This is a genomic window from Rhizobium sp. CRRU65, from assembly GCF_048551595.1.
GTDB classification, from domain to species: Bacteria; Pseudomonadota; Alphaproteobacteria; order Rhizobiales; family Rhizobiaceae; genus Rhizobium; species Rhizobium leguminosarum_J.
In genome coordinates this window covers 251,216-276,993 of sequence record NZ_JBLYZH010000004.1, presented here as the reverse complement: position 1 = coordinate 276,993, position 25,778 = coordinate 251,216, and the positions used below count along the sequence as shown (strand labels likewise).

The window sequence follows — 25,778 nt, the reverse complement described above, 5'->3', positions numbered from 1 at the left end:
GATCTCAAATCCTGGATGTGGCTTAAGACGGCAGCAAGGGTTCCAAGACCCTCAAGCGCCGACAAGAAAATCGGGCGGAAAAGCGCATGGACGCTCCGATTTGTCAAGGCTTGGCGCACGCGGCCGGGCGTTTGGCACGCGTTTATGGCGAGGCTGCGACCCGTATGCTGCGGCAGTTTGGCCGCGCTTCCTGTATTGCTGAAGCTGCCGGTCAACTTTACAAGGATCGGCATTCTCACCGTGGAGCGTCCGCATGCCTCTCCTTAGCCGCCGCAACCTCTTGAAGGCATCCGCTGTTGCGGGTGCCTATGGTGTCGGCATCGGCATTGCCGGTAAATACGGTTTTGCCGAGGCGGCTCCCGAGCCGCAGCTGCTGACGGCAGTGAAGACCGAAGCCATGCTGACCGAGGCGGGACCGACCACGGATATCATGAGCTGGGGCCATGACGGCATGCCGCCGGTCCTGCGGATGAGGAGGGGGCGGCCCTATGCCGCGCGGCTGAAAAATGGACTCGACGAGCCGACGACGATCCACTGGCACGGGCTGCGCATCGACAACCGCATGGACGGTGTGCCGTTCATGACGCAGCCTTACGTCTATACCGGCGACAGCTTCGACTATGCCTTCACGCCGCCCGATGCCGGCACCTTCTGGTATCATCCGCATTGCAACACGCTGACGCAGATGGGGCACGGCATGACCGGTGTCATCGTCGTCGAAGATCCGGCCGATCCGGAATTCGATGCCGAGGTGGTGCTGAACCTGCGCGACTGGCGGCTCGGCGGCGATGGACAATTCATCGCTCCCTTCCGGCCGCGGGATGCTGCCAAGACCGGCACCTACGGCACGGTGCGCACCGCCAACTGGCATCGGGAACCACGATATGACGCGCCGGCCGGCGGGCTGGTGCGGCTGCGTATTGCCGTGACCGACGTGACGCGGATCTTCTCGTTGAAGATGGAAGGCGCCGATGCCACCGTGATTGCGATCGACGGCAATCCGGTGCCGAAGCGTTTTCCCCTCGACCTGCTGCAGATCGGACCGGGTCAACGGCTCGATCTTGCCATGCGCATGCCGGATGATGAAGGCGCGGTCGCGACGCTGGAGGATATCCGCGGCACGGCGCCGAAGACGATCGCCAGCCTGCGCGCGGTCGGATCATCGTTGAAGCGCGCCATCGAAGATCTCGGGCCGCTTGTCGACAACCCCGTCCCGAAGGCCGATCTAACCGCTGCCGAGCAGATCCCGCTGATACTGAGCGCCACTGCCGAGAATGCCGCCGTCGAAAGCATTTGCGGCACGCTGGGCTACAGTTTCTGGGCCATCAACAAGGTGCCATGGCCAGGCGATACACCCGATCCGACGGCGCCGCTGGCGGAATTGAAGCTCGGCAAGAGCTATGTCTTCAATCTGGAAAATACCACGCCGCATGCCCATCCGATCCATCTGCACGGGATGAGCTTCACGGTGATCTCCTCCTCGACGCGGGAGGTGATGCCGCTGGTCTCCGATACCTATCTCATCCAGCCGGACGAGAAGGTGCAGCTTGCCTTCGTCGCCGACAATCCCGGCGACTGGCTGCTGCATTGCCATATCATCGAGCATCAGAAGACGGGGATGACGAGCTATCTCAGGGTAAGCTGAGGCCGCCTGCACTTTCACCGCGATTGCAGCCGTGCATCGCACCTTGCCTCAGTTTGGACGTGATTCTTCGCCAGCAATGCTCGAAGCGTATGCTGTTGTATTGACATATCGAACCGAAAGGAGAAGGAAGGTTCAACCGACCTTTTCCTTGCGAATGAAATGATATGATCGAAACCACCGCCGATTTGGCGGCCGCCTGCAAAGAGCTGGCCAAGTCCGACTTCATCACCATCGACACCGAATTCCTGCGCGAAACGACCTTCTGGCCGGAGCTCTGCCTGATCCAGATGGCAAGCCCGACGACGGAAGTTCTCGTCGATCCGCTGGCCAAGGGCATCGATCTCGCCCCCTTCTTCGAGCTGATGGCCGATACGAAGGTGCTGAAGGTCTTTCACGCGGCGCGCCAGGACATCGAAATCATCTTCAATCGCGGCAATCTCATTCCGCATCCGATCTTCGACACGCAGGTCGCCGCCATGGTCTGCGGCTTCGGCGACAGCGTCTCCTATGACCAGTTGGTCAGCCGCATCAAGAACGTCCATATCGACAAGTCGTCGCGCTTCACCGACTGGAGCCGCCGGCCGCTCTCGGACAAACAGCTCGATTATGCGCTGGCTGACGTCACCCACCTGCGCGACGTCTACCTGTCACTGAAGGCGGAACTCGATCGCGAAGGCCGCAGCTCCTGGCTCTCCGAGGAAATGGACATTCTCGAGTCGCGCGAAACCTACGACATGCATCCCGACGATGCCTGGCAGCGGCTGAAGATGCGCCTGCGCAAGCCGCAGGAGCTGGCGATCCTGAAATATGTCGCCGCCTGGCGCGAACGCGAGGCGCGCGCCCGCAACGTGCCGCGTTCGCGGGTGCTGAAGGATGATGCGATCTACGAGATCGCCCAGCAGCAGCCCAAGGATACCGAGGCGCTCGGCCGTCTGCGCACCATTCCGAAGGGTTGGGAGCGCTCGACTTCCGGCGCCGCGGTCATCGAGGCCGTCAACACCGCTCTTGCTCTTCCGAAGGCCGATATGCCGCATGTACCGCGCCAGGCGCAGGCGCCCGAGGGGGCCGCTGCTGCCGTCGAATTGCTGAAGGTGCTGCTGAAGCTGATATCGGAAAAACACGGCGTGGCGCCGAAGGTGATCGCCAACAGCGAGGATCTCGACAAGATCGCCGCCGAGGGCGAGAAGGCCGAAGTCGCCGCCCTGCACGGCTGGCGGCGCGATCTTTTCGGCGAGCCGGCACTGCAACTGATCCAGGGCGCGATCGCTCTGCGCTTCGTCGACCGGAAGGTCGAAACCGTCAGCCTCTGAGGCGAGTGCATCACGCCTTAAATCGGCATCGATTTTAGGACAAAATCACGCAGTCATTCAAATGCTACAGCGCCGCGCGTCTGAAAAGGACGCGCGGCGCTGTAGATTCGAATTCGCTTGACGGTTTTTTCCGGCCTGAAACAATGGCCTTAACCAACATCACGGCGCAGAGGCGGCATGCGGGAAATATCTCCGACACAGAATTGGATCCTGATCACGATCGTCCTTGCGGCCAGCGGCGTCATCTATGATCTGATGTTCTACTCCAATCAGACACCGATTGTCGGGGCGATCTTCGCGCTCTTCATCGGCATGCCGATCCTCGCCTTCGAGCGTAAGGTGCTGTTTCGAGCACTCTACCGGCGCATCCAGAAGCTGCCGACCTTCGCCTTCATCATCACCGAGCTGCTGATCTACGAAATCCTGATGAGCATCGGCTTTGCCTGCGCCGGCCTGCTGCTCTGGTCGCTCGGCATGGTGAAGCCGGTGTCGCTCCTCGACCTCGTCATCATGCCGTTCGAAGTCTTCCTCTATGCCCTGGCGGTCTGCACGATGCTGATCTTCGTCTTGCGCGTGCGAGAACTGCTTGGTCGTGAAGTTTTCCTCAGCATGCTCATCAGCCGCTACCGCAATCCGGTCAAGGAAGAACGCGTCTTTCTGTTCATCGACCTCGTCGATTCGACGGCTTTTGCCGAAAAGCACGGCGACCTCAGGGCGCAACAGCTGCTGAGCTCGCTGTTTGCGACCTTTGCCGAACCCGTCAGGCGCCACAAGGGCATGATCAACGACTATGTCGGGGATGCGGCGATCATCACCTGGCCACTTGCCCGCGGCGTCAAGAATGCGCGTTGCGTGCGCTGCATCTTCGATATCCTTGCCGATATCGAAGCCAATGCCGCCGGCTGGCGGAAAAATTACGGGCAGGTGCCAAAGCTCCGCGCCGCCCTTCACGGCGGCGAGATCATCACCGCCGAAATCGGTGTGGATCATCATAAGATCAGCTATTTCGGCGATACGGTGAACACCACCGCCCGGTTGGAGACGCTCTGCCGCAGTCTGAACCGATCGATTCTGATCTCCAGCGAGCTTGCCCGGCGCATGAAATTTCCCGACGACATATCCTGCGAGGATCTCGGCACCCATGCCGTGAAGGGACGCGGCCAGGCACTCGGCGTCATGGCGCTTTCCTCGCGCGCGGTCACCGTGCTGAAAACGCCGGCCGTCATTCTGCACGGCTGAGCACCGTCTGACCTTACGTCACCAAAGCTTCACCCAACCGTCAATTCGCTGACATTAAAGCCCTGCTAAGCGGAAGGCCTTTGCAATCCACTCCACGGGGATATTATGAAGAACGTCCTTTTTGCTTCCGTATCGCTTTTCATCCTGGTCGCGGGCGCCGCTTCGGCCGACCAGCAGCAGTTCCCGGTCAAGCTCGCCGGCCAGGCGATCCTGCCTGCCAACACCATGGTTCCGGCACCGGCAGATGCCCCCGAATTCCTCAAGCATTCCGGCAAGTTTACGACGCCGGACCGCAAGCGCACCGAAGCGCTCGGCACCGTTCCCGGTAAGGACGGCGCCCGGATCACCGATCTGAAGCTTCCCTTCGACGGCCAGCCGATCCAGGGTTTCTCGGGCGTCAAGACGATGGCCGACGGCACCTTCTGGACGCTCTCCGACAACGGCTTCGGCTCGAAGTCCAACTCGTCGGACTCCATGCTCTTCCTGCACCAGATGAAGTTCGACTGGGCCGGCAACAAGGCTGAAGTCGTCAAGAACCTCTTCCTCTCCGACCCCAACAAGATTGCTCCGTTCCCGATCGTTCTCGAAGGCAGCGACACGCGTTATCTCACCGGCGCCGACTTCGACATCGAGTCGATCCAGCCGGTTGCCGACGGCTTCTGGCTCGGCGACGAATTCGGTCCCTACATCCTGAAATTCGACACGTCAGGCCGCCTCACCGACGTCATCCCGACGACGCTCGACGGCAAGCCGGTGCTTTCGCCCGACAATCCACTTCTCTCGGTTCCGGCCAACCCGGCCGCCAAGATGCCGGTCTTCAATCTGAAGCGCTCCGGCGGCTTCGAGGGCCTCGCCATGTCCAAGGACGGCGCCAAGCTCTACGGCCTGCTCGAAGGCGCCATCTACAAGGATGACGGCACGGTGGAAACCATCGACGGCCACACCGCCATCCGCGTCATCGAGTTCGATGTCGCGTCCAAGAAGTGGACCGGCCGCAGCTGGCTCTATCCGTTCGAGGACAAGGGGGTATCGATCGGCGACTTCAACGTGCTCGACGACACCACCGCTCTCGTCATCGAGCGCGACAACGGCGCCGGCACGACGGACAAGGCCTGCGCCGACCCGAAGCAGCCGAAGCCGGATTGTTTCGAAGCTCCGGCCGTGCTGAAGCGCGTCTACAAGATCGAGTTCAACGACGCCAATGTCGGCAAGGCGGTCCGCAAGATCGGCTATATCGACCTCCTGAACATTCAGGACCCCGACAACAAGAAGAAGGCCGGCAGCAAGGACGGCGTCTACGACATTCCGTTCGTGACGATCGAAAACGTCGATCGCGTCGACGCCACGCACATCATCATCGGCAACGACAACAACCTGCCCTTCTCGGCCGGCCGCGCCGTCGACAAGGCCGACAATAACGAGTTCAGCCTGCTTGAGGTTGGCGAGTTTTTGAACGCGAAGTAAGCAGAAAATCCTGAGGACATCTGGAGGGCGGTGCGGTCAGCGCCGCCTTTTTTTTGCAGAAGGCATTACCTCAGCCTCCCTCATTCCTGTGCTCGTCACAGGAATCCAGCCACGGCGCGTCCGCGCCGTGATTGAATCAATACCTCAAGGGAAAAGAGTCTTTCGCGCCCAAGGACTTGGGCGCGCTTGATTCCTGTGACAAGCACAGGAATGAGGGAGGAGCGAGGTTTCGGCACGAAAAGAAACGATCAAATACGGCGAGCAGCGGAATTACCCTATTCGAATCGAAACGCCAACCGCTTGTTCGTCAGCTTCGACAGCTGCTGCAGGCGGCCGTCCAGGCGTTCGCCGGCAAAGTCGCGATATTCGGGGGGCACGACGAATTCGAGGTCGAGGTCCGGGCTCGAAGATTTGCGGAAGGTCAGGTTCTTGACGATGCCGGGCATCGAGGCCGAGAAGAGATAGACGACGCGCAACATGCCGCCGAGCAGCTTGGCGCGCTCGATGAGCTGCGGCGTGGCGATCTGCGCCAGCTGACCAGTGGCGCCGTCGTCATGCAGGCCTTCGAAACGGTAATAGTTGGAAAGCGCGATGAAGGCGCGGCCGGGATGACTGATGCCGACGAAGGAAGAGTGGGCGATGACGTTCAGCGCCTGCAGACCGCGATAGTCAGGATGGGCGCGCCAGCTGATATCGGCCAGCAGACAGGCGGCCTGACGGTAGCGGCTTTCCTCTTCGGTTTCCTGGATGCCGAAGAGGGGCATCATGCGGCCGGTCCATTCCGCCAGCTCGCGGGCATGCTCCGGCGAACGGGCACGCAGGATCGCCAGTTCTCCGGCGGCGGCAAGCAGCGGATCGGCGCGGCGCTCGGCCTCCGACAGCAGCGAATAAAGATATCCCTCGCGCACACCCTGCGCCGAAAAGGAAATCAACGACGGCTTCATCGCGCTCAGCACTTCCTTCATGGCGACGGCGCCGAAAGGCAGCAGCGAACGGCGGTGCTTGGAAACGGCCTGCAGCGCCGGCTCCCTGGAGTCGCGCGCGGTCACCACCTGGTCGAGGAACTGCATCATTCCTTCGAACGACACCTCATAACCCTGCATCATGTGCAGCGGATAATGAGTGATTTCCATGTGCAGCTTGGCGATGTTTCGCCAGGTACCGCCGACGGCGTAGAAGGTGCGTCCCTCGCCTTTCGACAGCAGCTTTGCCGTCTTCAGCTGCTTGCGGGCAAAGCTCTGGGCCTTGGAGAGCGAACCGCCGGCATATTCCGACAGGCGCAGGCCGCCGAGCGGCAGCGTGATGCCCTTGCCGAACTCCTTGCCCTTGATATCGATCAGTTCCAGCGAGCCGCCGCCGAGATCGCCGGCAATGCCGTCAGGATTGTAGAAACCGCTGATGATGCCGAGCGAGGCGAATTTCGCCTCCTCCTCGCCGGAGAGCACGCGAACCTTGCGGTTAAGGATGGTTTCCGCCTGATGGATGAAATCAGGACCGTTGCTCGCCTCGCGCGCGGCCGCCGTTGCCAGCACATACATGGTGGCAGCGCGCGCCTGATCGGACAAAGCCTTGAAACGGTGCAGCGCCGCCAAAGCCCGCGCGACGCTGTCTTCATCCATCTTGCCGGTAAGGGCGACGCCCTTGCCGAGGCCGCAGAGGACCTTTTCGTTGAAGAGGACGGTTGGCGAACGGGACATGCCTTCGTAGACGACAAGACGAATAGAATTCGATCCAATATCGACGACGGAGACCGGGGCGATCCCCGGAAGGCGCCCCTGGGCTTCAGATTCAACCATTTAGGTCCAGTTTTACTTGTTGTTGCGGCCTTCGAGCAGGCCGGCGATCAGCTTCGGCGCACTGGACTTCAGAGCTTCACCACGGCCCGACAGGCTCGGATTGGTCATGAAATACTGCTGCGCATTGAACGGTTCTTCGCCCCTGCGCACTTCCATGCGTCGCGACGTACCGTCGGGCAATATCTCGTAGCTTTGTTGATTGTCAATCACGTTGCCGAGCATAATCTGTGACAAGACCTGCTCGTGAACGGTCGGATTCGTCAGCGGAACCATGGTTTCGACACGGCGATCGAGGTTTCTCGGCATCATGTCGGCCGAACCGATGTAAACCAGCGCCTTGTCGGATGGCAGGCCGTGACCGTTGCCGAAGCAGAAGATGCGGCTGTGTTCGAGGAAGCGGCCGACGATCGACTTGACGCGGATCTTTTCCGAAAGGCCGGGCACCTGCGGGCGCAGGCAGCAGATGCCGCGCACGACGAGATCGATCTCGACGCCGGCATGGCTGGCGCGATAGAGCGCATCGATGATGTCGGGGTCGACAAGCGCGTTCATCTTCATCCAGATCGCGGCAGGCGCACCGTTCCTGGCGTGCTGGATCTCTTCCTCGATGTGGCGCAGGATGCGCGGGCGCATCGTATAGGGCGAGATGGCGAGCTGCATGCCCTGTTCGGGCTCGCCGTAGCCGGTGATGAAGTTGAAGATATTCGCCATGTCGTGGGCGATCACCGGATTGCAAGTGAAATAGGAGAGGTCTGTATAGATCTTCGCGGTGATCGGGTGGTAGTTGCCCGTTCCGAGGTGGCAATAGGTTCGCAGCTTGCCTTCCTCGCGCCGGACGACCATCGACATCTTGGCGTGGGTCTTGAGCTCGATGAAGCCGAAGACGACCTGCACGCCGGCGCGCTCGAGATCGCGCGCCCAGCGGATATTCGCCTCTTCGTCGAAGCGAGCCTTGAGCTCGACCAGCGCCGTCACCGACTTGCCGGCTTCGGCGGCGTCGATCAGCGCGCGGACAATCGGGCTGTCGTTGGAGGTGCGATAAAGCGTCTGCTTTATCGCCAGGACATCAGGATCGCGCGCAGCCTGGAGCAGAAACTGGACCACCACGTCGAAAGATTCGTAGGGGTGGTGGACGACCATGTCCTTTTCGCGAATGGCGGCGAAGCAGTCGCCGGCATGCTCGCGAACACGCTCGGGAAATCGCGCATTGTAGGGCGCATACCTGAGATCCTCGCGCGGCGCCTTGGTGATCTCGGACAGGGTGTTCAATGCCAGAAGGCCCGGCAAAACGGCGACGCGATTATCAGGGATATTGAGCGCCTGAACGACGAACTGACGCAGCGACGCCGGCATTTCCGAGTCGGTCTCGATGCGGATGACCTTGCCGCGACGGCGCCGCTTCAGCGCCGTTTCGAAGAAGCGGACGAGATCCTCGGCCTCTTCCTCGACTTCGATATCGCTGTCGCGGATGACGCGGAACGTACCGGAGCCCTGCACCTCGTAACCCGGGTAGAGCCGGTGGATGAAGATGTTGGCGACATCTTCGAGCGTGATGTAGCGGATGGTGTTTCCATCATCCGGCAGGCGGACGAAGCGGTCGAGTGCCACCGGCAGGCGCAGCAGCGCCGTCATCGGCTCGCGGCCATTCTTGCTGACCAGCTGCAGACCGATCGAGAAGCCGAGGTTCGGAATGAACGGGAATGGATGGGCGGGATCGATCGATAGCGGCGTTAAAACAGGGAAGATCGCCTGTTCGAATTCGGCGGCCAGCCATTGGCGGTCGGCATCGCTCAAGGCGCCGGGACGCACGATCAGGATGTCTTCTTTGGCGAGATATTGCTGCAGGACGGCGAGCGAGGCCTGCTGCTCCATCTGCAGATGGTCGATCTCCTGCAGGATCGAGTCGAGCTGCTCGGCCGGCGTCTTGCCGTCGGGGCTGCGGATGACGATGTTCTGGCGCACCTGACCCTCGAGGCCAGCGACACGCACCATGAAGAATTCATCGAGGTTGGCGGCGGAGATCGACAGGAAGCGGACGCGCTCGAGCAGCGGATGCTCGGTATTCAAAGTCTCTTCCAGAACACGGCGGTTGAACTGCAGCCAGGAGAACTCCCGGTTGATGAAGCGTTCGGGGCTCTTGAGCAGCTCTTCCAGCGGCGGGACGTTGTCGTTGATCTCAGGAGTAAGTTCCTGCTGTTCTGCGACTGCACTATCCATGGTCCGCTTACCCCGTTATCAACCGCAAAGGCAATTATATCAGTTTGACGACGGAACTGTGACAGTCAATCGGCCGGTTCCGAATTTCCCAATTCATTCAATACTTCGGCAGCAAGAGACCGGGTGATTTTCGTGCCCCGCGACAGGGCCAGCCGGTCAAGCCTTTCGACGATCGTCTGGGCCGCGTTCAGCGACCGCTCCATCCTGACAACGATATAGAGCACGAGTTTGTCATCTATATAAAGCTGCCGGTCGGCAAAGAGCTTGACGATCACCTGCGACAACAGCGCCTCATCGGGTTCGCCGATCTCGACGACGGTTGCCGCTTTCAGGCGCGAGCGCAGATCGGGCAGCAAAACCGGCCACGACATCGGCCAGAGGCGGCTGGTCATCAACAGGCTGGTGCCGTTTTCGCGGACGCTGTTGATGACGTGGAAGAGCGCGTTGTCGTCGAAGCCGAGGCGGTCGGCATCCTCGAACAGCACCGGGCCGGCGGCGGCAGCAATTGCGGCGTCGGAGCCAAGCTCGGGATGGATGTCGACGGCGCCGCTCAATTCCCGCCAGATGCGGGCGAGATGCGATTTTCCGGAGCCGACGGGGCCGGCGAGCACGACGACCGGCGACGGCCATGCCGGCCAGGCATCGACGATCGAAACGGCGGCGGCAAGACGCTCCGAAATCAGCAGGTCGTCGCGCCCGCTTGCGGCATCGTGCGAAAAGACCAGCGGCAGCTGCTCTCCGGCCTTGCGCTTCGGATCAGCGTTCTTCACGTCATTCATTGGGAACTGATTTCGTCTTCCGGGCGCGGCCACTGGGCGACCCGCCAAAATAAAGATCGCTCTGAAGGTAGCGCGAAAGCGCGAAACGAACAAGGACGCCGACGGCCGCAGCCGCCGGCACCGCAACCAGAAGCCCGACGAAACCGAAGAGCGCGCCGAAGGCAAACAGCGCAAACATCAGCCAGACCGGATGCAGGCCGACGCTGGAGCCGACGAGCTTCGGCTGCAGAATGTTGCCCTCGAGGAACTGACCGCTGAAGAAGACGACGAGCACCAGCCCGATCCACGGATAATCGGGCCAGAACTGCACAAGCGCCACGCCGATGGCGAGCACGAGGCCAACCATCGAGCCGACATAGGGAATGAAACTGATCATGCCGGCGAAGAGGCCGATCAGCAGGCCGAAATTCAGCCCGACGAGAGAAAGGCCGACGGCATAATAGATGCCGAGGATGAGGCAGAGCGAGCCCTGGCCGCGAATGAAACCGGCGATTGCCTGGTCAATCTCCTTGGCGATCTGGCGAACATCGCTGACATAATCGCGCGGGATCCACTGATCGACCTTGGCGACCATACGGTCCCAATCGAGCAGGATGTAGAAGGCGACGACGGGGGTGACCACAAGCAGCGATATGACGTCGACGATCGCCTTGCCGGAATTCCAGATCTGCGCAAAGAGCCCGGTGAGGAAGCCCATGCCCTCCGACAGGATGCCGGAGAGATTGTCCTTGATCGCGCCCATCTGGTTCTCGACCCAGTCCGGCAGCAGCGAATTCTGCGCCTGCGTGATGAACTGCTGCAATTGGCTGATATAACCCGGCAGACGTTGAGCGAAATCGTTGAACTGGCTGATCAGCACCGGAATGAGGATCATCAGCGCCAGCGCGAAGACGATGACGAAGGCAACGAGAATGCCGATGGTCGCCATCATGCGGCTCAGACCCAGCCGCTCCAGCCGGTCGGCCACCGGATCGAGGAAATAGGCGATCGCCATGCCGGCGATGAAGGGCAACAGGATCGAGCTGAAGACATAAAGGAAGGCGATGAAAAAGACGAGCGCCGCCAGCCAGAAGAAGATCTGACGCTTGAGAATGTTCCCACTGACTTGCTGTGGCATTGCCTTCCCCGCTGATCGCTCGCCGCCGCCGAACGCCGCATGCGATCCGAAGCGGCCATTCAGCACATAGGATGCAGGCGCAAAGATGGTCAACCCTGTCGCGCCAAATCCCGGAAAGGCCGGAAGAAGACGCGGGAAATTGGGGGCTTTTGCCATGCAGCGCTTGCATAAAAGCCCCTGTCATGCAATTGCGACCGGCAGATGACGCGGCACGTTTGCCGCCTGAAATAGCCATCGGAGACCAGCATGAGCCAGTCTGGGAAAAACGGCCTGACATATAGCGATGCGGGCGTCGACATCGATGCCGGCAACCTCCTCGTCGAGAAGATCAAGCCGGCGGTGCGCTCGACCCGCCGTCCCGGCGCCGACGGCGAGATCGGCGGCTTCGGCGGGCTTTTCGATCTCAAGGCGGCAGGTTTTACCGATCCGGTTCTCGTCGCCGCCAATGACGGCGTCGGCACCAAGCTGAAGATCGCGATCGATGCCGACTATCACGACACCGTCGGGATCGACCTCGTCGCCATGTGCGTCAACGATCTCGTGGTACAGGGCGCCGAGCCGCTGTTCTTCCTGGATTATTTCGCGACCGGCAAGCTCGACCCCGATCAGGGTGCGGCCATCGTCGGCGGCATTGCCGCCGGCTGCCGCGAGGCCGGCTGCGCGCTGATCGGCGGCGAGACGGCCGAAATGCCCGGCATGTATTCCTCCGGCGACTACGATCTCGCCGGCTTTGCTGTCGGTGCGGCCGAACGCGGCAAGCTCCTGCCATCCGGCGATATTGCCGAGGGTGACGTGATCCTCGGCCTTGCCTCCTCCGGCGTTCATTCCAACGGCTTCTCGCTGGTGCGCAAGATCGTCGAATTGTCCGGCCTCGATTGGGATGCACCGGCGCCGTTCGCCGAGGGCAAGAAGCTCGGCGAAGCCCTGCTCGAGCCGACACGCATCTATGTGAAGCCGCTTCTGAAGGCGATCCGCGAGACCGGCGCCATCAAGGCGCTGGCGCACATCACCGGCGGCGGCTTCCCGGAAAATATTCCGCGCGTGCTGCCGAAGCATCTGACGGCCGAGATCGATCTTGCCGCCGTCAAGGTGCCGCCGGTGTTTTCATGGCTCGCCAAGACGGGCGGCGTCGAATCCAAGGAAATGCTGCGCACCTTCAACTGCGGTGTCGGCATGATCGCCGTTGTTGCCGGCGAGAATGTCGCGACGGTTTCCGCGGCTCTCGAAGCCGAGGGCGAGACAGTTATCACGCTCGGCCGCATGATCGCCCGCGAAGAAGGCGCTGCCGGCACGGTCTACAAGGGCACGCTTGCCATATGAGTTCGCCGCGCAAACGCGCCGTCGTCTTCATATCAGGCAGCGGCTCCAACATGATGGCGCTGGTTGCGGCGGCAAAGGCAGCCGACTATCCGGCCGAGATCGTCGGGGTGATTTCCGACAAGGCGGATGCCGGCGGGCTTGCCAAGGCCGCCGCCGAAGGCATTGCCACATTCGCTTTTCCCCGCAAGGACTACGCCAGCAAGGACGCGCATGAGGCGGCGATCTTTTCGGCGCTCGACGAGCTTAAACCCGATATTCTTTGCCTGGCAGGCTATATGCGGCTGCTGACGGCGACGTTCATCCAGCGTTATGAAGGCCGGATGCTCAACATCCACCCTTCCCTGCTGCCCTTATTTCCGGGCCTGCATACGCATCAGCGGGCGATCGACGCCGGCATGCGGATCGCCGGCTGCACGGTGCATTTCGTCACCGAAGGCATGGATGAGGGGCCGGTGATCGGCCAGGCGGCCGTACCTGTTTTTTCCGGTGACACGGCCGAAAGCCTTGCCGCGCGTGTGCTCACCATCGAACACCAGATTTACCCGCAAGCGCTGCGGCTCTTTGCCGAAGGCCGTGTGACGATGGAAGGCGGCAAGGCCGTCGGCGCGGAGGCTTCGACCGCCGCACCCAAGACCCAGCTTATTTCGCTGATCGGCGACCGCGCTTAAGCCGCCAGCGCCCTTAACGGATGCAGCGTGCCGTCGCTGTAGACGAAGCGGCCGGCGCGGAAGGTGGCGCGGATGCGATTGATATCACCCGGCTCGACCACGACCAGATCGGCGCGCTGGCCGATGGCGATCTCGCCGCGATCCGACAGGCCGGCGGAACGGGCCGCATTGCCGGTCGCCATGGCAACGGCTGCCGGCAGGCCGCCGTCCACCATGTCGGCAAGCTTGAAAATGCCAGGCACGAAGGCAGCTGGATGATAATCGGCGGCGATGACGCTCAGCAGGCCGGCCCTTGCGGCATCGAGCGCGCTGAGATTGCCCGACATCGACTGGCCGCGTAGCGCGTTCGGCGCGCCCATCAGCGTCCAGAGGCCGCGGCGGCGCGCCTCTTCGGCCGCAGGCGCGGTGACCGGAAACTCGCTGATTGTGACGCCAAGATCGTGCATCTCGGCGACTTTTTCGACGCTGTCATCGTCATGCGAGGCAAGCGACAGCTTGTGCTTCAGCGACAGCGCGACGATCTCCTTCAGCTTGGCCTCGATGTCAGCATTGTTGCGCATGGCAATGCGCTTGGCGACGATCTCCGCCGCCATTTCCTCGGAGATGGCGCGGCGCTCGGAGATGCTAAGGATGTAGCTTTGCAGGTTGTTGTACTGGCCCTGACCCGGCGTATGGTCGGTAAGCGAGACCATGTCGATCTGATCGGCATTCAGCAGGCGTTCGAGTGCAGGCGCTGCGCCGACATTGGTGATCTCGTAACGGGCGTGGACGCGGTGGTCGATCAGCAGATCATCACGCAGGCGGTTGATGCCTTCGATCACCGCCGATGTCGTCTCCAGCGAGCGGACGTGGCCGTAGACGCTTTCGGTCGCAAAAGAGACGGCGGCAAACGCCGTGGTGACACCGGCGGCGGCAAGCTTCTTGTCGAGTTCGTGGATGCCGAAATCGATCGGCATCGTCGCGTTCGGCCGCGGGGCGATCTCGCGCTCGATCATGTCGCCGTGGAGATCGACGAATCCCGGCATCAGCAGCCGCCTGCCGCCATCGATGGCAGCACCGGCGACCGGCTCCGGCCGGATCTCGGCGATGACGCCACCCTCAACACGCACGGAACCTTCACTCACCACCTCGTTTGGGAGAACGAGGGTGAAATTGCTGAGCCACATGGGCTTTCTCCTGACCGCATCCGATGATTGACAAACCGCAGCGCATAGAACTGCTACGTGACAGTCGTATGAAATTTCGCGCCGTATCATCTTAAAGCGGAAACTTGCGCTTTGGAAATGACCCGATGCGCTCGCTCCGCAGATTCACGCTGTCAGCTTTGCCCTGTTCAACAAGGCCCATTGCAGAAGCACGATCGTCTTGACGTCGAAGATCTCGCCGGTTTCGATCATCGTCGCCGCCTCGTCGAGCGGAATCTCGAGGACTTCGATATCCTCGTGCTCCTCGTCCAGGCCGCCGCCTTCGGCCACGCGGTCGGCGATGTCGACGAGGGCTGCGAAGAAGTGGACCACTTCGGTGACGGCACCCGGTGAGGTGTAGGATTTGAACAGGAAGCGCGCCTCGCGCAGGCGATAGCCGGTCTCCTCCATCGCCTCGCGACGGATCGCCGTTTCGGGATGGTCATCGTCGAGAAGGCCTGCCGGCACCTCGATTATCCAGCTGGGATCGCCGTTGAGATGAACGGCGAGGCGGAATTGGCGGACGAGAACGACGAGGTCGCGCCTGGGATCATAAAGCAGAATGCAGGCGGCGGGCGTGCGGTGGTAGACTTCCCGCTTCAACCGATGGGTTGCGCCCTTGCGGTCGATATAGTCGAGCAGATAGCTGCTCAGCCGCGTCCACCCATTCGACAGGGTTTCCTCGCCGGCGATTTTCACCCGGGATTTCGGCTGCATCATGCTGCGTCCCTGCGAAGCCAGACCTTGTTGTCGTGCACGGCCGCACCGCCATAAGGCGCGACGGGGTCGGCGCCGGTCAAGACGTTGATGCCCTCGCCGTCGACATGCGCCTTGTTCGGCCAAAGGCCCTCGGCAATCAGCACGCCTGATTTCACTTCAGTGGTGATGCGGGCGTGGATGCGCAGATCGCCGCGGCTGTTACCGATGCGGACGAGATCGCCATGGGTGATGCCGTTGGCTTCGGCGTCGGCCGGATTGATCATCACTTCAGGGCGGCCTTCTTTCTGCCGGGAGGTCTTGGTTTCCGAAAAGCTCGAATTCAGGAAGTTGCGCGCCGGCGACGTGGCGAGGCGGAAGGGATGCTCGGGATCGGCGACTTCGATGACATCGACCTGATCGGGGAAGTCTGGAAGCGCTGCGTGCGGACCGAGCGCGCCGATTGCCGCCGGCGGTTTGTTCGGCGCCGGCTGATTGATCCAGTCCGGGCGAAAGTGGAACTTGCCGTCCGGATGGGCAAAGCCGTTCAGATAATGCGCTTCCTCGAAAGCGGGCTGGCGATCGAACCATTTGTGTTCGAGGAAATGATCGTAATCCGGCAGGCCGCTCGATTCGAGGATGCGGTCGACCATCTCGCGGGCGGTAAAGCCGAAGCCTGGGCGATCGGCGACGCCGAGGCGTTTGGCCAGTTCCTCGATGACGAAGAGATTGGTGCGCACGGTGGGCGGTGGCTCGACCAGCTTCGGCCCCAGCAGGATATGGTTCTGGCCGCCGGCCCGGTAGATGTCGTCATGTTCGACGAACATCGTTGCCGGAATGACGATATTGGCGATCTCGGCCGTTTCGGTCAGGAACTGCTCGTGGACGGCAACGAAGAGGTCCTCACGGGCAAAGCCACGTCTGACGAGGCGCTGCTCGGGGGCGATGTTGGCGGGATTGGTGTTCTGGATCAGCATAGCCGTCACCGGGCCGCGATGGCGCAGCGCCACGGCATCGCCGGTCAGCACGCGGCCGATCTGCGACTGGTCGAGCATGCGGATATCGGCATCCTTCATCGACCGGCCGGTCAGTTCGGCGCTGTTCATGCGGAAGATATCGCTGTTCGAATGGAAGGCGCCGCCGCCCTCATATTGCCAGGAGCCGAGAACGGTGGCGACCGAGGCGGCCGCATGCATGGCGACCGCGCCGTTGCGCTGGCGGGTGAAGCCGTAACCCAGGCGGAAGAAGGTCTTCTTCGTCGTGCCGACGAGGCTGGCGAAGGCTTCGATCTCCTCGACCGAAAGGCCGGTGATAGCAGCGGCCCATTGCGGCGTCTTGGTTTTCAGATGCGCTTCGAGACCGGCGGGATCATCGGCGTATCTCGCCATGTAATCGCGGTCGGCGTAACCGTCGCGGAAGGCGATGTGCATGACGGCGCAGGCGAGTGCGGCGTCGGTGCCCGGCCTGACGATCAGCGCCATGTCGGCCTGCTTCATCGTCGGATTGTCGTAAATGTCGATGACGACGATCTTCGCGCCGCGCTCCTTGCGCGACTTGATGGCGTGGGTCATCACATTGACCTGGGTCGACACCGCGTTGGTGCCCCAGATGACGACGCAATCGGTGCGGCCCATCTCGCGCGGATCGGGACCGCGCAGCGTGCCGGTCGCCATGGTGAAGCCGGTCCAGGCGGGGTTGGTGCAGATCGACGAGAAGAAGCCGGAGTAACGCTTGGCATGACGGAGGCGATCGATGGAATCGCGCTGCACCCAGCCCATGGTGCCGGCGTAAAAATAGGGCCAGATCGCCTCGCTGCCGTCCCTTGCCTCGGCCTTCACAAAGGCTTCGGCGATCTCATCCAGCGCATCGTCCCAGGAAATCTGCTGCCACCGCCCTGCCCCCTTGGCGCCGGCGCGGCGTAGAGGATGCATCAGGCGGTCGGGATGGTAGAGCCGCTCGGCGTAACGGGCGACCTTGGCGCAAATGACGCCTGACGTGTAGGAATGGTCATTGGCGCCGCGCACACGGCCGATGCGGCCGTCCTCTGATATATCGACCTCCAGCGCGCAGGTGGAGGGACAGTCATGCGGACAGGCGGTGTGGCCCACCCTGTTGTCCGGCTTTTCTGATTTGGCGTGGATGGGGGTCGCAATGTTCATGGCATTTGTATATTCCAAGGCTTGCACGGCCAAAAGCCACAAAAATTCCCCATGACGCGAATTCATACGGACATCAGCAAAAATGAACTACCGCCACATCTATCACGCGGGCAACTTTGCCGATGTGCTGAAACATGTCGTGCTGACGCGGCTGATCCGTTACATGCAGAAGAAGGATGGCGGATTCCGCGTGCTCGACACGCATGCCGGTATCGGGCTCTACGACCTCTCCTTGGAAGAAGCACAGAAAACCGGCGAATGGCTCGATGGCATCGGCAAGCTGATGGAGGCAGACCTCGGCCCTCAGGTTTCCGAACTGCTGGAGCCCTACCTCTCGGCAATCCGCGAACTCAATCCGCAGGGCGGCATCCGTTTCTATCCCGGATCGCCGAAACTTGCGCGCATGCTGTTCCGGCCGCAAGATCGGCTGTCGGCGATGGAACTGCACCCCGAGGACTATGTCAGGCTGCACCGGCTGTTCGAGGGCGACCACCACGCCCGCATCACCGAGCTTGACGGCTGGCTGGCACTCGGCGCGCATCTGCCGCCGAAGGAGAAGCGCGGCATCGTGCTGGTCGATCCGCCCTTCGAGGAGGAGGACGAATATCAGCGGCTGGCCGAAGGGCTGGAAAAGGCCTATCGGCGCTTTCCCGGCGGCACCTATTGCCTGTGGTACCCGCTGAAGAAGGGCGCGCCGATCAAGGAATTCCACGAGAGCCTGCAGGCGCTCGACATCCCGAAAATGCTCTGCGCCGAACTTGCCGTCCGCAGCGACCGCGGCATTACCGGACTGACGGGCTCAGGCCTCGTCATCGTCAACCCGCCCTTCACGCTGAAGGACGAGTTGCACCAATTGCTGCCCGCATTGAAGGACCATCTGGCGCAAGACCGTTTTGCCTCGCACCGCGCCTTCTGGCTGCGCGGCGAGAACAAGGCGGTCAAGGACGATTGACCCGTTAAGCTGCTTCAGGAATAGTCCGCGCCGCAGCGCCACAATCTCATCAGGTGTCCCATGAAGCTCCTTTGTTCGCCCGCCTCGCCCTATTCCAACAAGGTGCGGATGGCCGCGCATTTTCTCGGGCTGGAGCTGAACGCTATCCGGGTCGACACCAATACCGGACCGGCGATCCTGGTGGACAACAATCCGCTCGGCAAGATCCCGACGCTGCTGACCGATGACGGGGTCTCGATATATGACAGCGTGGCGATCATGCATTATTTCGACCGGCTGACGAAGGGCGGGCTCTACCCTTCGAAGAACGGCAAGCGCACGGATGCGGAAATCCTCGAGGCGCTCTGCGACGGCATCTGCGACTGCCTGCTGGCGATCGTCTACGAGCGGCGCTTCCGCGACGAGGAAAAAATTCACCAACCGTGGATAGACCGGCAGTGGAAGAAGGCTACGAGCGCGCTCGCTCATCTCAGCGCCAGTCCGCCGAAAACACGCAAGAAGCTCAATGGCGGGCATTTCGCGCTGGCCGCGACGCTCGATTATCTCGAGCTGCGCTTCAAGGACCAGTGGGAAGCCGATCATGCGCCGCTGATCGACTGGCAGCGGCAGTTCGACAAGAAATTCCCGGCCCATAGCGAGCTCAAGTCCGAGGGCTGAGCGGGCTCAGCGTCTGGAGCAACGAGCAGACATCAAAAAGCCGGGCGACGTGCCCGGCTTTTCGATGTTCGGATATTCGACGAGCCTAGAACTTGACGCCGATACCGAGCTTGACGCTGTTCTCGTCGTAACCGCGCGAGAAGCTGCCGGAGTCGAGGTCGTAATCCTTGCTCTGGTAGTCGGTGTAGCGATATTCGAGGCGCGTCGTGATGTTGTTGGTCACGAAGGCTTCGACGCCGGCGCCGACCGTGTAGCCGAAGTTCGTCTTGCTTTCGTCCGAGGTGTCGTCGGAAACCTTGACGTCGCCGATGGCAAGACCGGCCGTGCCGTAGAGCAGGAAGGGGTTCATGTCGTAGCCGACGCGGCCACGGACGGAGCCGTTCCAACCATACTTGTTCTTGACGCCGCCCGAGGAGACGTCGTCGCCGCTGTAGCCGAGATCGGATTCAACACCGTAAACGATCTGGCCCTGCTGCCAGTTGTAACCGGTGAAGACCTGGCCGCCGAAACCGTAGGTGTGGCGGTCGGAACCGAAGTCACCCATGTTGTAGGTGCCGGCGCCGCCGAGGTAAAAGCCTTCCCAGTTGCCTGCCGGCTTGACTGGAGCGTCCTGGGCGACCGGTGCTTCCGGAATCTGGTCGACGGCATCGGCCGCCTGAGCTGCCGAGAGGCCGGCAATCGCAAAAACGGAGGCCATGAGGCCAGCAATGAGTACACGCATACTTAGTCTCCTTTCAGTCCCGCGCCGCTTGTCATCTGTCTATCAGTGAAGCATTGGCGGGATATTGCCAGATGTCCCTTCCGGATCGAGGCTGAAATTGGAACTCAAATGCGGATTTGAAAGAGCCAAATTGTGATATCATTGTGGCTTCCGCATGGCTGAAATTCGATGTTGCTTTGGCGCAACATACACTTCATTAACCATACTGAAGTGTTAAACTGAAAATACTTATTTTAAGAAATCGCATTCTTAAATAATACATAGAATACCCCTCTCCCCGAGGCAACCGCAACGGCCTATTTATATAATCACCGTCGGCGCCTATATAGTCTGCAGACAGACTCGCGGGATCAGAAGGCACGATTTTGAACCACAAAAGACTTCGCTCGGCCCTTATAACAGGGGCTGCTAAGAGAATAGGCCGAGCAATCGCCGAAGACCTTGCTGCAAATGGCTTTTCCGTTGCCATCCACGCGAACGGCTCGATCGGTGAGGCCGAAGAGCTGGTGGCGGAATTGCGGCGGAAGGGATATCGAGCGATCGCGCTGCAAGCCGATCTCACCGATATCGGCGAAACGGGCGCGTTGGTCGCGAAGGCGTCGGAAGCGCTCGGGCCGGTCGATCTGCTCATCAATAATGCGTCGGTTTTTCAGCATGATTCCGCGCGTAGTTTCAATGCCGCCACATGGGCATTGCACTTCGACCTGCATGTTCGTGCGCCCTCTATCCTTGCTGCGGCCTTCGCGCAGCAGATGCCGGCTGAGGCAGCGGGGCTGATCGTCAATATCATCGACCAGCGGGTCTGGGCGCTGAGGCCCAGCTTCTATTCCTATACCCTCTCCAAATCCGCGCTGTGGACGGCGACGCAGACACTTGCACAGGCATTGGCGCCACGCATCCGCGTCAATGCCATCGGCCCCGGCCCGTCGATGCCGAGCGAGCGGCAGGCGATGGAGGACTTCCAAGCGCAGGTCTCAGCCCTTATCTTGCAGCGAGGGCCGGCGCTGGAGGAATTCGGACAAACGATTCGCTTCCTTTACGACACGCCCTCGGTCACCGGCCAGATGATTGCCCTAGACGGCGGCCAGCACCTTGCCTGGCAGACGCCCGATGTGGCGGAGATTACGGAATGAACGGACGAAAGCTGCCGGATGGCGGCGTTCTCTACGACGAGACGGATGAGAGCGAAGACGATATCGAAGTGGAAGGCGACGCTTCCGTCGCCGTGCCGCTTGCGGCTGCTGTCGACTGGAATGCGGGCAGCCTCAATGAAACCGGGCTTCTCGGCGCGGAACTGATCGGCGAATTCGTCAAGCGGCTGCCGAACAGCCCCGGCGTCTACCGGATGTTCAATGCCGAGGGCGACGTGCTCTATGTCGGCAAGGCACGCAGCCTGAAGAAGCGCGTCAACAATTACGCCGTCGGCCGCGTGCATTCCAACCGCATCGCCCAGATGGTGCGCCAAACGGCGAACATGGAATTCGTGACGACGCGCACGGAAACCGAAGCGCTGCTCTTGGAAGCGAATCTGATCAAGCGCTTGCGGCCGCGCTTTAATGTGCTTTTGCGCGACGACAAGTCCTTTCCCTATATCCTCATCACCGGCGACCACCGGGCGCCGGCGATCTTCAAGCATCGCGGTGCGAGAGCGCGAAAGGGCGACTATTTCGGGCCCTTCGCTTCGGCCGGCGCGGTCGGGCGGACGATCAACTCGCTGCAGCGCGCCTTTCTGATCCGCACCTGCACCGACAGCGTCTTCGAAACGCGCACACGCCCCTGCCTGCTCTACCAGATCAAGCGCTGTTCCGGGCCGTGTACCCACGAGGTCAGCGATGGGGGGTACGGCGAACTGGTGCAGGAGGCGAAGGACTTCCTGTCCGGCAAGAGCCAGAAGGTGAAGTCGCATATGGCCGAGGCGATGAACCAGGCGGCCGAAGACCTCGACTTCGAGCGGGCGGCGATCTATCGCGATCGCCTCGCCGCACTGTCGCATGTGCAGAGCCATCAGGGCATCAATCCGGCCGGCGTCGAGGAGGCTGACGTTTTCGCCATCCATCATGAGGGCGGCATCTCCTGCATCCAGGTGTTCTTCTTCCGCACCGGCCAGAACTGGGGTAACCGCGCCTATTTCCCGAAGGCCGATCCGCAGCTTTCCGGCGCCGAAGTGCTGAACTCCTTCCTGGCGCAGTTCTACGACGACAAGCCGGTGCCGAAGCAGATCATGCTGTCGCAGACGGTCGAGGAGCTGGAGCTGCTCGCCGCAGCACTCAGCGAAAAGGCCGGCCACAAGGTTTCCATCCTCGTGCCGCAGCGCGGCGAGAAGCGCGATCTGGTCGACCATGTCGTCGGCAATGCGCGTGAGGCACATGGGCGAAAGCTTGCCGAGACGGCGTCGCAGTCGCGGCTGCTCGAAGGTTTCAAGGAGACGTTCGGGCTTGCCTATGCACCGCAGCGGATCGAGATCTACGACAACTCGCATATCATGGGCACCAATGCCGTCGGCGGCATGGTGGTCGCGGGGCCGGAAGGTTTCGTCAAGAACCAGTACCGCAAGTTCAACATCAAATCGACCGACATCACGCCCGGCGACGACTTCGGCATGATGAAGGAGGTGATGTCGCGGCGTTTCTCGCGGCTGATCAAGGAGGACGGCATTCCTGACCGGACGGCGCAGGTGGCCACACCCGACGCCGCCGACATGCCCTTCCCGACCTGGCCCGATGTTATCCTCATCGACGGCGGCCAGGGGCAGATGACGGCGGTGCGCGCCATCCTTGCCGAACTCGGGATCACCGACAGCGTGACAGCGATCGGCATCGCCAAGGGTGTCGACCGCGACGCCGGGCGTGAACGCTTCTTCCCGCCGGGACGCGAGAGCTTCACGCTGCCGCCGCGCGATCCGGTGCTCTACTTCATCCAGCGCATGCGCGACGAGGCGCACCGTTTCGCGATCGGCTCGCACCGGGCACGGCGCAAGAAGGAAATGATCAAGAACCCGCTCGACGAGATCGGAGGCATCGGCCCGTCGCGCAAACGCGCGCTGCTTCAGCATTTCGGCACGGCAAAGGCGGTTTCGCGCGCCGCCCTGTCCGACCTGATGGCGGTGGAAGGCATATCGGAAGCCGTCGCCAAGCAGGTCTATAACCATTTCCATGACGACGCCGCGAAATAACCGGCGTCCGTCGCAAATTCCACGCAAAGGCGGTGAAAAGACAGAAAGAATGTTGACGGTCCGCGGCCAAAGCCGTCATCTACCGCATCGGCCCGAAAATCGGAATCGACTTTCGGAAAGCTCGATGCGGATATTCTAAAGTGTTACAGCGTCCTTTGCGCGCCTGAAAAGACGCGCGGCGCTGCAGCGGCGCATCAATTCAGAGAAACGATCCCATGGCATCGCGTGCGTATAGCATTCCCAATCTTCTGACCTACGGCCGCATCCTCGCCGTACCGCTGATCGTTCTCTGCTTCTTCATCGAGGGCAGGCTGTCGATCAGCAATACGGCGCGCTGGGTGGCGCTGTGGATCTTCGTCATCGCCTCGCTCACCGATTTCCTCGATGGCTATCTCGCGCGCATCTGGAACCAGACGTCGAATATCGGCCGCATGCTCGACCCGATCGCCGACAAGCTGCTGGTCGCCTCGATCCTTCTCCTGGTCGCGGCCGACCAGACAATCGCCGGCTGGTCGATCTGGGCGGCGATCACCATTCTCTGCCGCGAGATCCTGGTGTCGGGACTGCGCGAATATCTGGCGGCGCTGAAAGTCAGCGTACCGGTGACGCGGATTGCCAAGTGGAAGACGACTCTGCAGCTCGTCGCCATCGCCTTCCTGCTCGCCGGCCCGGCCGGAGACGAGATTTTCCCCTATACGACGCAGACCGGCATCGCGTTGCTGTGGATCGCCGCACTGCTGACCATCTATACCGGTTACGACTATTTCCGCGCCGGGGTGAAACATATCGTGGATGACGAGGAATGACGCGGCTTGTCTATTTCGCCTGGGTGCGCGAGCGTATCGGCAAGGGCGAGGAGGAGATCGACCTCCCCTCCTCCGTCGTCACCGTCGCCGATCTCCTGAATCATTTGAAGACGCTGGGAGAAGAATATGAGACCGCACTTCAATATCCCGACGTGATCCGCGTGGCGCTCGACATGGAGCATGTCGAGCATGACGAGCCGATATCAGGGGCGAAAGAGATCGGCATATTTCCGCCGATGACGGGGGGATGAGGCGGTGATGGTGGTGCCACATCACCCCCCTCTGCCCTGCCGGGCATCTCCCCCACAGGTGGGGAGATTGGCTGGGCGCACGGGTTTCCTCAAACAATCGACGTTTCAGCCCGGCGAAACGGTAAATGGGCAGGAAGAGCGCGCCACTTGTGATCTCCCCACCTGTGGGGGAGATGCCCGGCAGGGCAGAGGGGGGCTTCCGCGGCACAGCCTTTCGGCATTCTTTGCAATCACATCAAAGCAGCGAAGGACTTCGCTGTGACCATCACCCCCACCATCCGCGTCCAGCATGAGGACTTCGACCTGCAGGCCGAGGTCGATCTGCTCTCCAAAGGCAAATCCGGCATCGGCGCCGTCGTCACCTTTTCCGGCCTCTGCCGCGATGAAGGCGGCACGCTGGCGGCCCTCGAACTCGAGCATTATCCCGGCATGGCCGAAGCGGAGATGCGGCGCATCGGCGATCTTGCCATCGCGCGTTTCGGGCTTCTCGGGCTGACCGCCATCCACCGCTACGGGAAGATCGCCGCCGGCGAGAACATCGTGCTCGTCGTCGCAGCCGCACCGCACCGGCAGGCGGCGTTCGACGGCGCGAATTTCGTCATGGATTTCCTGAAGACCGCAGCCCCCTTCTGGAAGAAGGAGCACAGCAAGGACGGCGCCACCGGCGACTGGGTCGCGGCCAAAGACGCCGACGATGCAGCGCGCGACAAGTGGAAGTAAATTAGAGAACCACGCGCTCCCTGCGGCTCATGACCAGGAGCAGGACGAGCAGCGAGAAGATGACGAGATCCCGCCAGACGAAGGGGCCGTAAGCGCCCCACATGGTTTCGACGACGGCAAGCCCGGCGGCGCCGCCTGCCGAGCGCAGCGGATCGGAATAGCCGCCGACGGCTGCGATCAGCAGCACCTTCAGCCCGAACATCAGGCCGGCGCCGAAATCCATCGAGCCGTAATAGAAGGTGGCGAGGATGCCGCAGATCGTGGCGACAAGCGCCCCGGCCGCATAGGCAACGAGGAAGACGCGATCGGCGCTGGTGCCGCAGAGCTCGGCGGCCAGCGGATCATCGGTGACGGCGCGCCAGACACGGCCCCAGGCCGTGCGCCTGAGGATCAGCGTACCAACTGCAACGATCACGCACATCAGCGCCGTGTTGATCAGCTGGATATGGGTGAGCGTCACTTTGAACAGGCCGTCGCTCCAGAAGACGACCGTGTCGTTCAGGAATGGCGGCAACCAGATGGCGCGGGTATTGGCGGCAAGCCGGGCGGTCTCCATCAGCACGATCATGATGCCGAGGGCAGCGACGATGACCGTATTCGGCGATTTGCTGACCAGCGGCAGCATGATCGAGCGGCCGATCCATAGGCCTGCCGCCAGGGAATAGACGATGGAAGCGCAGGCGCCGACGGCAAGTGCGGCCGGCAGCACCAGCCAAAACCTGACATAGGCGAGTTCGGTGAAGAGCAGCAGGATCTGGCCCGCGAAGGCGAAGATCGCCCCATAGGTGATGTCGGCCCGCTTCGTCACGCCGAAGGCTACGGCATAACCGAAGGCGAGCGCGGCATAGAGGGCGGCCAGCGGAACCGCATTCGCCAGCTGCTGCAGAAGATAGGCCATTCCAGAC

The 25,778-nt window shown here is 61.7% G+C and carries 22 protein-coding genes; 13 read left to right on the top strand and 9 right to left on the bottom strand.

Annotated features, from left to right (window positions below):
* Nucleotides 1-253 precede the first annotated feature (253 nt).
* The 4 genes from ACM5SV_RS10345 to ACM5SV_RS10330 all read left to right on the top strand — a co-directional run bounded on the left by ACM5SV_RS10345 (nucleotide 254) and on the right by ACM5SV_RS10330 (nucleotide 5,658).
* A complete protein-coding gene (locus tag ACM5SV_RS10345) occupies nucleotides 254-1,645 on the top strand; it encodes a multicopper oxidase family protein (RefSeq protein ID WP_128405759.1) in 1,392 nt (463 codons plus the stop codon).
* Nucleotides 1,646-1,809: 164 nt separating this feature from the next.
* The gene (gene rnd, locus ACM5SV_RS10340; protein ID WP_128405758.1) at nucleotides 1,810-2,955 is read left to right on the top strand and encodes a ribonuclease D; all 1,146 of its coding nucleotides are present in this window, start codon (nucleotides 1,810-1,812) and stop codon (nucleotides 2,953-2,955) included.
* Nucleotides 2,956-3,132: 177 nt separating this feature from the next.
* Nucleotides 3,133-4,194 (top strand): adenylate/guanylate cyclase domain-containing protein, encoded by a 1,062-nt coding sequence (locus ACM5SV_RS10335; RefSeq protein WP_128405757.1) that lies wholly within the window; start codon nucleotides 3,133-3,135, stop codon nucleotides 4,192-4,194.
* 105 nt (nucleotides 4,195-4,299) lie between these two features.
* The gene (locus ACM5SV_RS10330; RefSeq protein WP_222014302.1) at nucleotides 4,300-5,658 is read left to right on the top strand and encodes an esterase-like activity of phytase family protein; all 1,359 of its coding nucleotides are present in this window, start codon (nucleotides 4,300-4,302) and stop codon (nucleotides 5,656-5,658) included.
* 275 nt (nucleotides 5,659-5,933) lie between these two features.
* Here the strand turns inward: ACM5SV_RS10330 and ppx are convergent, their stop codons facing one another.
* The 4 genes from ppx to ACM5SV_RS10310 all read right to left on the bottom strand — a co-directional run bounded on the left by ppx (nucleotide 5,934) and on the right by ACM5SV_RS10310 (nucleotide 11,567).
* Complete coding sequence (gene ppx / locus ACM5SV_RS10325; protein ID WP_012756867.1) at nucleotides 5,934-7,454, bottom strand: exopolyphosphatase; 1,521 nt, start codon at nucleotides 7,452-7,454, stop codon at nucleotides 5,934-5,936.
* Nucleotides 7,455-7,466: 12 nt separating this feature from the next.
* Nucleotides 7,467-9,671 carry an RNA degradosome polyphosphate kinase gene (locus ACM5SV_RS10320; protein WP_012756866.1) on the bottom strand — a complete coding sequence of 735 codons (2,205 nt, stop codon included), beginning with the start codon at nucleotides 9,669-9,671 and terminating at the stop codon, nucleotides 7,467-7,469.
* 65 nt (nucleotides 9,672-9,736) lie between these two features.
* Nucleotides 9,737-10,450: a DnaA regulatory inactivator HdaA gene (gene hdaA, locus ACM5SV_RS10315; RefSeq protein ID WP_012756865.1), complete on the bottom strand. Its 714-nt coding sequence runs from the start codon at nucleotides 10,448-10,450 to the stop codon at nucleotides 9,737-9,739.
* On the bottom strand, nucleotides 10,443-11,567 hold the full coding sequence (locus ACM5SV_RS10310) for an AI-2E family transporter (RefSeq protein ID WP_012756864.1): 1,125 nt from the start codon (nucleotides 11,565-11,567) through the stop codon (nucleotides 10,443-10,445). Before ACM5SV_RS10310 ends, hdaA begins: the two co-directional genes overlap by 8 nt.
* A gap of 246 nt (nucleotides 11,568-11,813) precedes the next feature.
* Here ACM5SV_RS10310 and purM point away from each other — a divergent pair, with 246 nt between their 5' ends.
* Both purM and purN read left to right on the top strand, forming a co-directional pair.
* On the top strand, nucleotides 11,814-12,887 hold the full coding sequence (gene purM / locus ACM5SV_RS10305; RefSeq protein ID WP_017993551.1) for a phosphoribosylformylglycinamidine cyclo-ligase: 1,074 nt from the start codon (nucleotides 11,814-11,816) through the stop codon (nucleotides 12,885-12,887).
* Nucleotides 12,884-13,555 (top strand): phosphoribosylglycinamide formyltransferase, encoded by a 672-nt coding sequence (gene purN / locus ACM5SV_RS10300; protein WP_012756862.1) that lies wholly within the window; start codon nucleotides 12,884-12,886, stop codon nucleotides 13,553-13,555. The genes purM and purN overlap by 4 nt, the downstream gene beginning before the upstream one ends.
* Here the strand turns inward: purN and ACM5SV_RS10295 are convergent.
* The 3 genes from ACM5SV_RS10295 to ACM5SV_RS10285 all read right to left on the bottom strand — a co-directional run bounded on the left by ACM5SV_RS10295 (nucleotide 13,552) and on the right by ACM5SV_RS10285 (nucleotide 17,660).
* Nucleotides 13,552-14,721 carry an alpha-D-ribose 1-methylphosphonate 5-triphosphate diphosphatase gene (locus ACM5SV_RS10295; RefSeq protein ID WP_012756861.1) on the bottom strand — a complete coding sequence of 390 codons (1,170 nt, stop codon included), beginning with the start codon at nucleotides 14,719-14,721 and terminating at the stop codon, nucleotides 13,552-13,554. The two genes, purN and ACM5SV_RS10295, sit on opposite strands and share 4 nt — an antisense overlap.
* A 144-nt stretch (nucleotides 14,722-14,865) precedes the next feature.
* Nucleotides 14,866-15,459: an NUDIX domain-containing protein gene (locus ACM5SV_RS10290; protein ID WP_012756860.1), complete on the bottom strand. Its 594-nt coding sequence runs from the start codon at nucleotides 15,457-15,459 to the stop codon at nucleotides 14,866-14,868.
* Nucleotides 15,456-17,660, bottom strand: coding sequence for a molybdopterin-containing oxidoreductase family protein (locus ACM5SV_RS10285; RefSeq protein ID WP_222014303.1), 2,205 nt, complete (start codon nucleotides 17,658-17,660; stop codon nucleotides 15,456-15,458). The genes ACM5SV_RS10290 and ACM5SV_RS10285 overlap by 4 nt, the downstream gene beginning before the upstream one ends.
* Before the next feature lie 16 nt (nucleotides 17,661-17,676).
* Here ACM5SV_RS10285 and ACM5SV_RS10280 point away from each other — a divergent pair, with 16 nt between their 5' ends.
* On the top strand, nucleotides 17,677-18,546 hold the full coding sequence (locus ACM5SV_RS10280; RefSeq protein WP_221973248.1) for a 23S rRNA (adenine(2030)-N(6))-methyltransferase RlmJ: 870 nt from the start codon (nucleotides 17,677-17,679) through the stop codon (nucleotides 18,544-18,546).
* Between the two features lie 60 nt (nucleotides 18,547-18,606).
* Entirely contained in the window at nucleotides 18,607-19,203 is a 597-nt protein-coding gene (locus tag ACM5SV_RS10275; RefSeq protein ID WP_222014304.1) for a glutathione S-transferase, read from the top strand.
* An 85-nt stretch (nucleotides 19,204-19,288) separates the two neighbouring features.
* Here the strand turns inward: ACM5SV_RS10275 and ACM5SV_RS10270 are convergent, their stop codons facing one another.
* Nucleotides 19,289-19,924, bottom strand: a complete 636-nt coding sequence (locus tag ACM5SV_RS10270) for an outer membrane protein (protein WP_012756858.1) — start codon at nucleotides 19,922-19,924, stop codon at nucleotides 19,289-19,291.
* Nucleotides 19,925-20,289: 365 nt separating this feature from the next.
* On the opposite strand from ACM5SV_RS10270, the gene ACM5SV_RS10265 reads away from it, so the two are divergent.
* The 5 genes from ACM5SV_RS10265 to ACM5SV_RS10245 all read left to right on the top strand — a co-directional run bounded on the left by ACM5SV_RS10265 (nucleotide 20,290) and on the right by ACM5SV_RS10245 (nucleotide 24,873).
* On the top strand, nucleotides 20,290-21,057 hold the full coding sequence (locus tag ACM5SV_RS10265; protein WP_012756857.1) for an SDR family oxidoreductase: 768 nt from the start codon (nucleotides 20,290-20,292) through the stop codon (nucleotides 21,055-21,057).
* Nucleotides 21,054-23,096, top strand: a complete 2,043-nt coding sequence (gene uvrC, locus ACM5SV_RS10260; protein WP_222014305.1) for an excinuclease ABC subunit UvrC — start codon at nucleotides 21,054-21,056, stop codon at nucleotides 23,094-23,096. The genes ACM5SV_RS10265 and uvrC overlap by 4 nt, the downstream gene beginning before the upstream one ends.
* A 215-nt stretch (nucleotides 23,097-23,311) precedes the next feature.
* Entirely contained in the window at nucleotides 23,312-23,902 is a 591-nt protein-coding gene (gene pgsA / locus ACM5SV_RS10255; RefSeq protein ID WP_003547103.1) for a CDP-diacylglycerol--glycerol-3-phosphate 3-phosphatidyltransferase, read from the top strand.
* Nucleotides 23,899-24,153 carry a molybdopterin converting factor subunit 1 gene (gene moaD / locus ACM5SV_RS10250; RefSeq protein ID WP_012756855.1) on the top strand — a complete coding sequence of 85 codons (255 nt, stop codon included), beginning with the start codon at nucleotides 23,899-23,901 and terminating at the stop codon, nucleotides 24,151-24,153. The genes pgsA and moaD overlap by 4 nt, the downstream gene beginning before the upstream one ends.
* A gap of 258 nt (nucleotides 24,154-24,411) precedes the next feature.
* Entirely contained in the window at nucleotides 24,412-24,873 is a 462-nt protein-coding gene (locus ACM5SV_RS10245) for a molybdenum cofactor biosynthesis protein MoaE (RefSeq protein WP_222014306.1), read from the top strand.
* Nucleotide 24,874: 1 nt separating this feature from the next.
* Here ACM5SV_RS10245 and ACM5SV_RS10240 read toward each other — a convergent pair whose 3' ends face one another.
* Entirely contained in the window at nucleotides 24,875-25,771 is an 897-nt protein-coding gene (locus ACM5SV_RS10240) for a branched-chain amino acid ABC transporter permease (protein WP_222014307.1), read from the bottom strand.
* Nucleotides 25,772-25,778 lie beyond the last annotated feature (7 nt).

What these genes read in the sequence shown, in the direction of transcription:
- ACM5SV_RS10345 (WP_128405759.1), top strand. Translation starts at nt 254, where the DNA reads ATGCCTCTCCTTAGCCGCCGCAACCTCTTGAAGGCATCCGCTGTTGCG.
- rnd (WP_128405758.1), top strand. Translation starts at nt 1,810, where the DNA reads ATGATCGAAACCACCGCCGATTTGGCGGCCGCCTGCAAAGAGCTGGCC.
- ACM5SV_RS10335 (WP_128405757.1), top strand. Translation starts at nt 3,133, where the DNA reads ATGCGGGAAATATCTCCGACACAGAATTGGATCCTGATCACGATCGTC.
- ACM5SV_RS10330 (WP_222014302.1), top strand. Translation starts at nt 4,300, where the DNA reads ATGAAGAACGTCCTTTTTGCTTCCGTATCGCTTTTCATCCTGGTCGCG.
- ppx (WP_012756867.1), bottom strand. Translation starts at nt 7,454, where the DNA reads ATGGTTGAATCTGAAGCCCAGGGGCGCCTTCCGGGGATCGCCCCGGTC.
- ACM5SV_RS10320 (WP_012756866.1), bottom strand. Translation starts at nt 9,671, where the DNA reads ATGGATAGTGCAGTCGCAGAACAGCAGGAACTTACTCCTGAGATCAAC.
- hdaA (WP_012756865.1), bottom strand. Translation starts at nt 10,450, where the DNA reads ATGAATGACGTGAAGAACGCTGATCCGAAGCGCAAGGCCGGAGAGCAG.
- ACM5SV_RS10310 (WP_012756864.1), bottom strand. Translation starts at nt 11,567, where the DNA reads ATGCCACAGCAAGTCAGTGGGAACATTCTCAAGCGTCAGATCTTCTTC.
- purM (WP_017993551.1), top strand. Translation starts at nt 11,814, where the DNA reads ATGAGCCAGTCTGGGAAAAACGGCCTGACATATAGCGATGCGGGCGTC.
- purN (WP_012756862.1), top strand. Translation starts at nt 12,884, where the DNA reads ATGAGTTCGCCGCGCAAACGCGCCGTCGTCTTCATATCAGGCAGCGGC.
- ACM5SV_RS10295 (WP_012756861.1), bottom strand. Translation starts at nt 14,721, where the DNA reads ATGTGGCTCAGCAATTTCACCCTCGTTCTCCCAAACGAGGTGGTGAGT.
- ACM5SV_RS10290 (WP_012756860.1), bottom strand. Translation starts at nt 15,459, where the DNA reads ATGATGCAGCCGAAATCCCGGGTGAAAATCGCCGGCGAGGAAACCCTG.
- ACM5SV_RS10285 (WP_222014303.1), bottom strand. Translation starts at nt 17,660, where the DNA reads ATGAATTCGCGTCATGGGGAATTTTTGTGGCTTTTGGCCGTGCAAGCC.
- ACM5SV_RS10280 (WP_221973248.1), top strand. Translation starts at nt 17,677, where the DNA reads ATGAACTACCGCCACATCTATCACGCGGGCAACTTTGCCGATGTGCTG.
- ACM5SV_RS10275 (WP_222014304.1), top strand. Translation starts at nt 18,607, where the DNA reads ATGAAGCTCCTTTGTTCGCCCGCCTCGCCCTATTCCAACAAGGTGCGG.
- ACM5SV_RS10270 (WP_012756858.1), bottom strand. Translation starts at nt 19,924, where the DNA reads ATGCGTGTACTCATTGCTGGCCTCATGGCCTCCGTTTTTGCGATTGCC.
- uvrC (WP_222014305.1), top strand. Translation starts at nt 21,054, where the DNA reads ATGAACGGACGAAAGCTGCCGGATGGCGGCGTTCTCTACGACGAGACG.
- pgsA (WP_003547103.1), top strand. Translation starts at nt 23,312, where the DNA reads ATGGCATCGCGTGCGTATAGCATTCCCAATCTTCTGACCTACGGCCGC.
- moaD (WP_012756855.1), top strand. Translation starts at nt 23,899, where the DNA reads ATGACGCGGCTTGTCTATTTCGCCTGGGTGCGCGAGCGTATCGGCAAG.
- ACM5SV_RS10240 (WP_222014307.1), bottom strand. Translation starts at nt 25,771, where the DNA reads ATGGCCTATCTTCTGCAGCAGCTGGCGAATGCGGTTCCGCTGGCCGCC.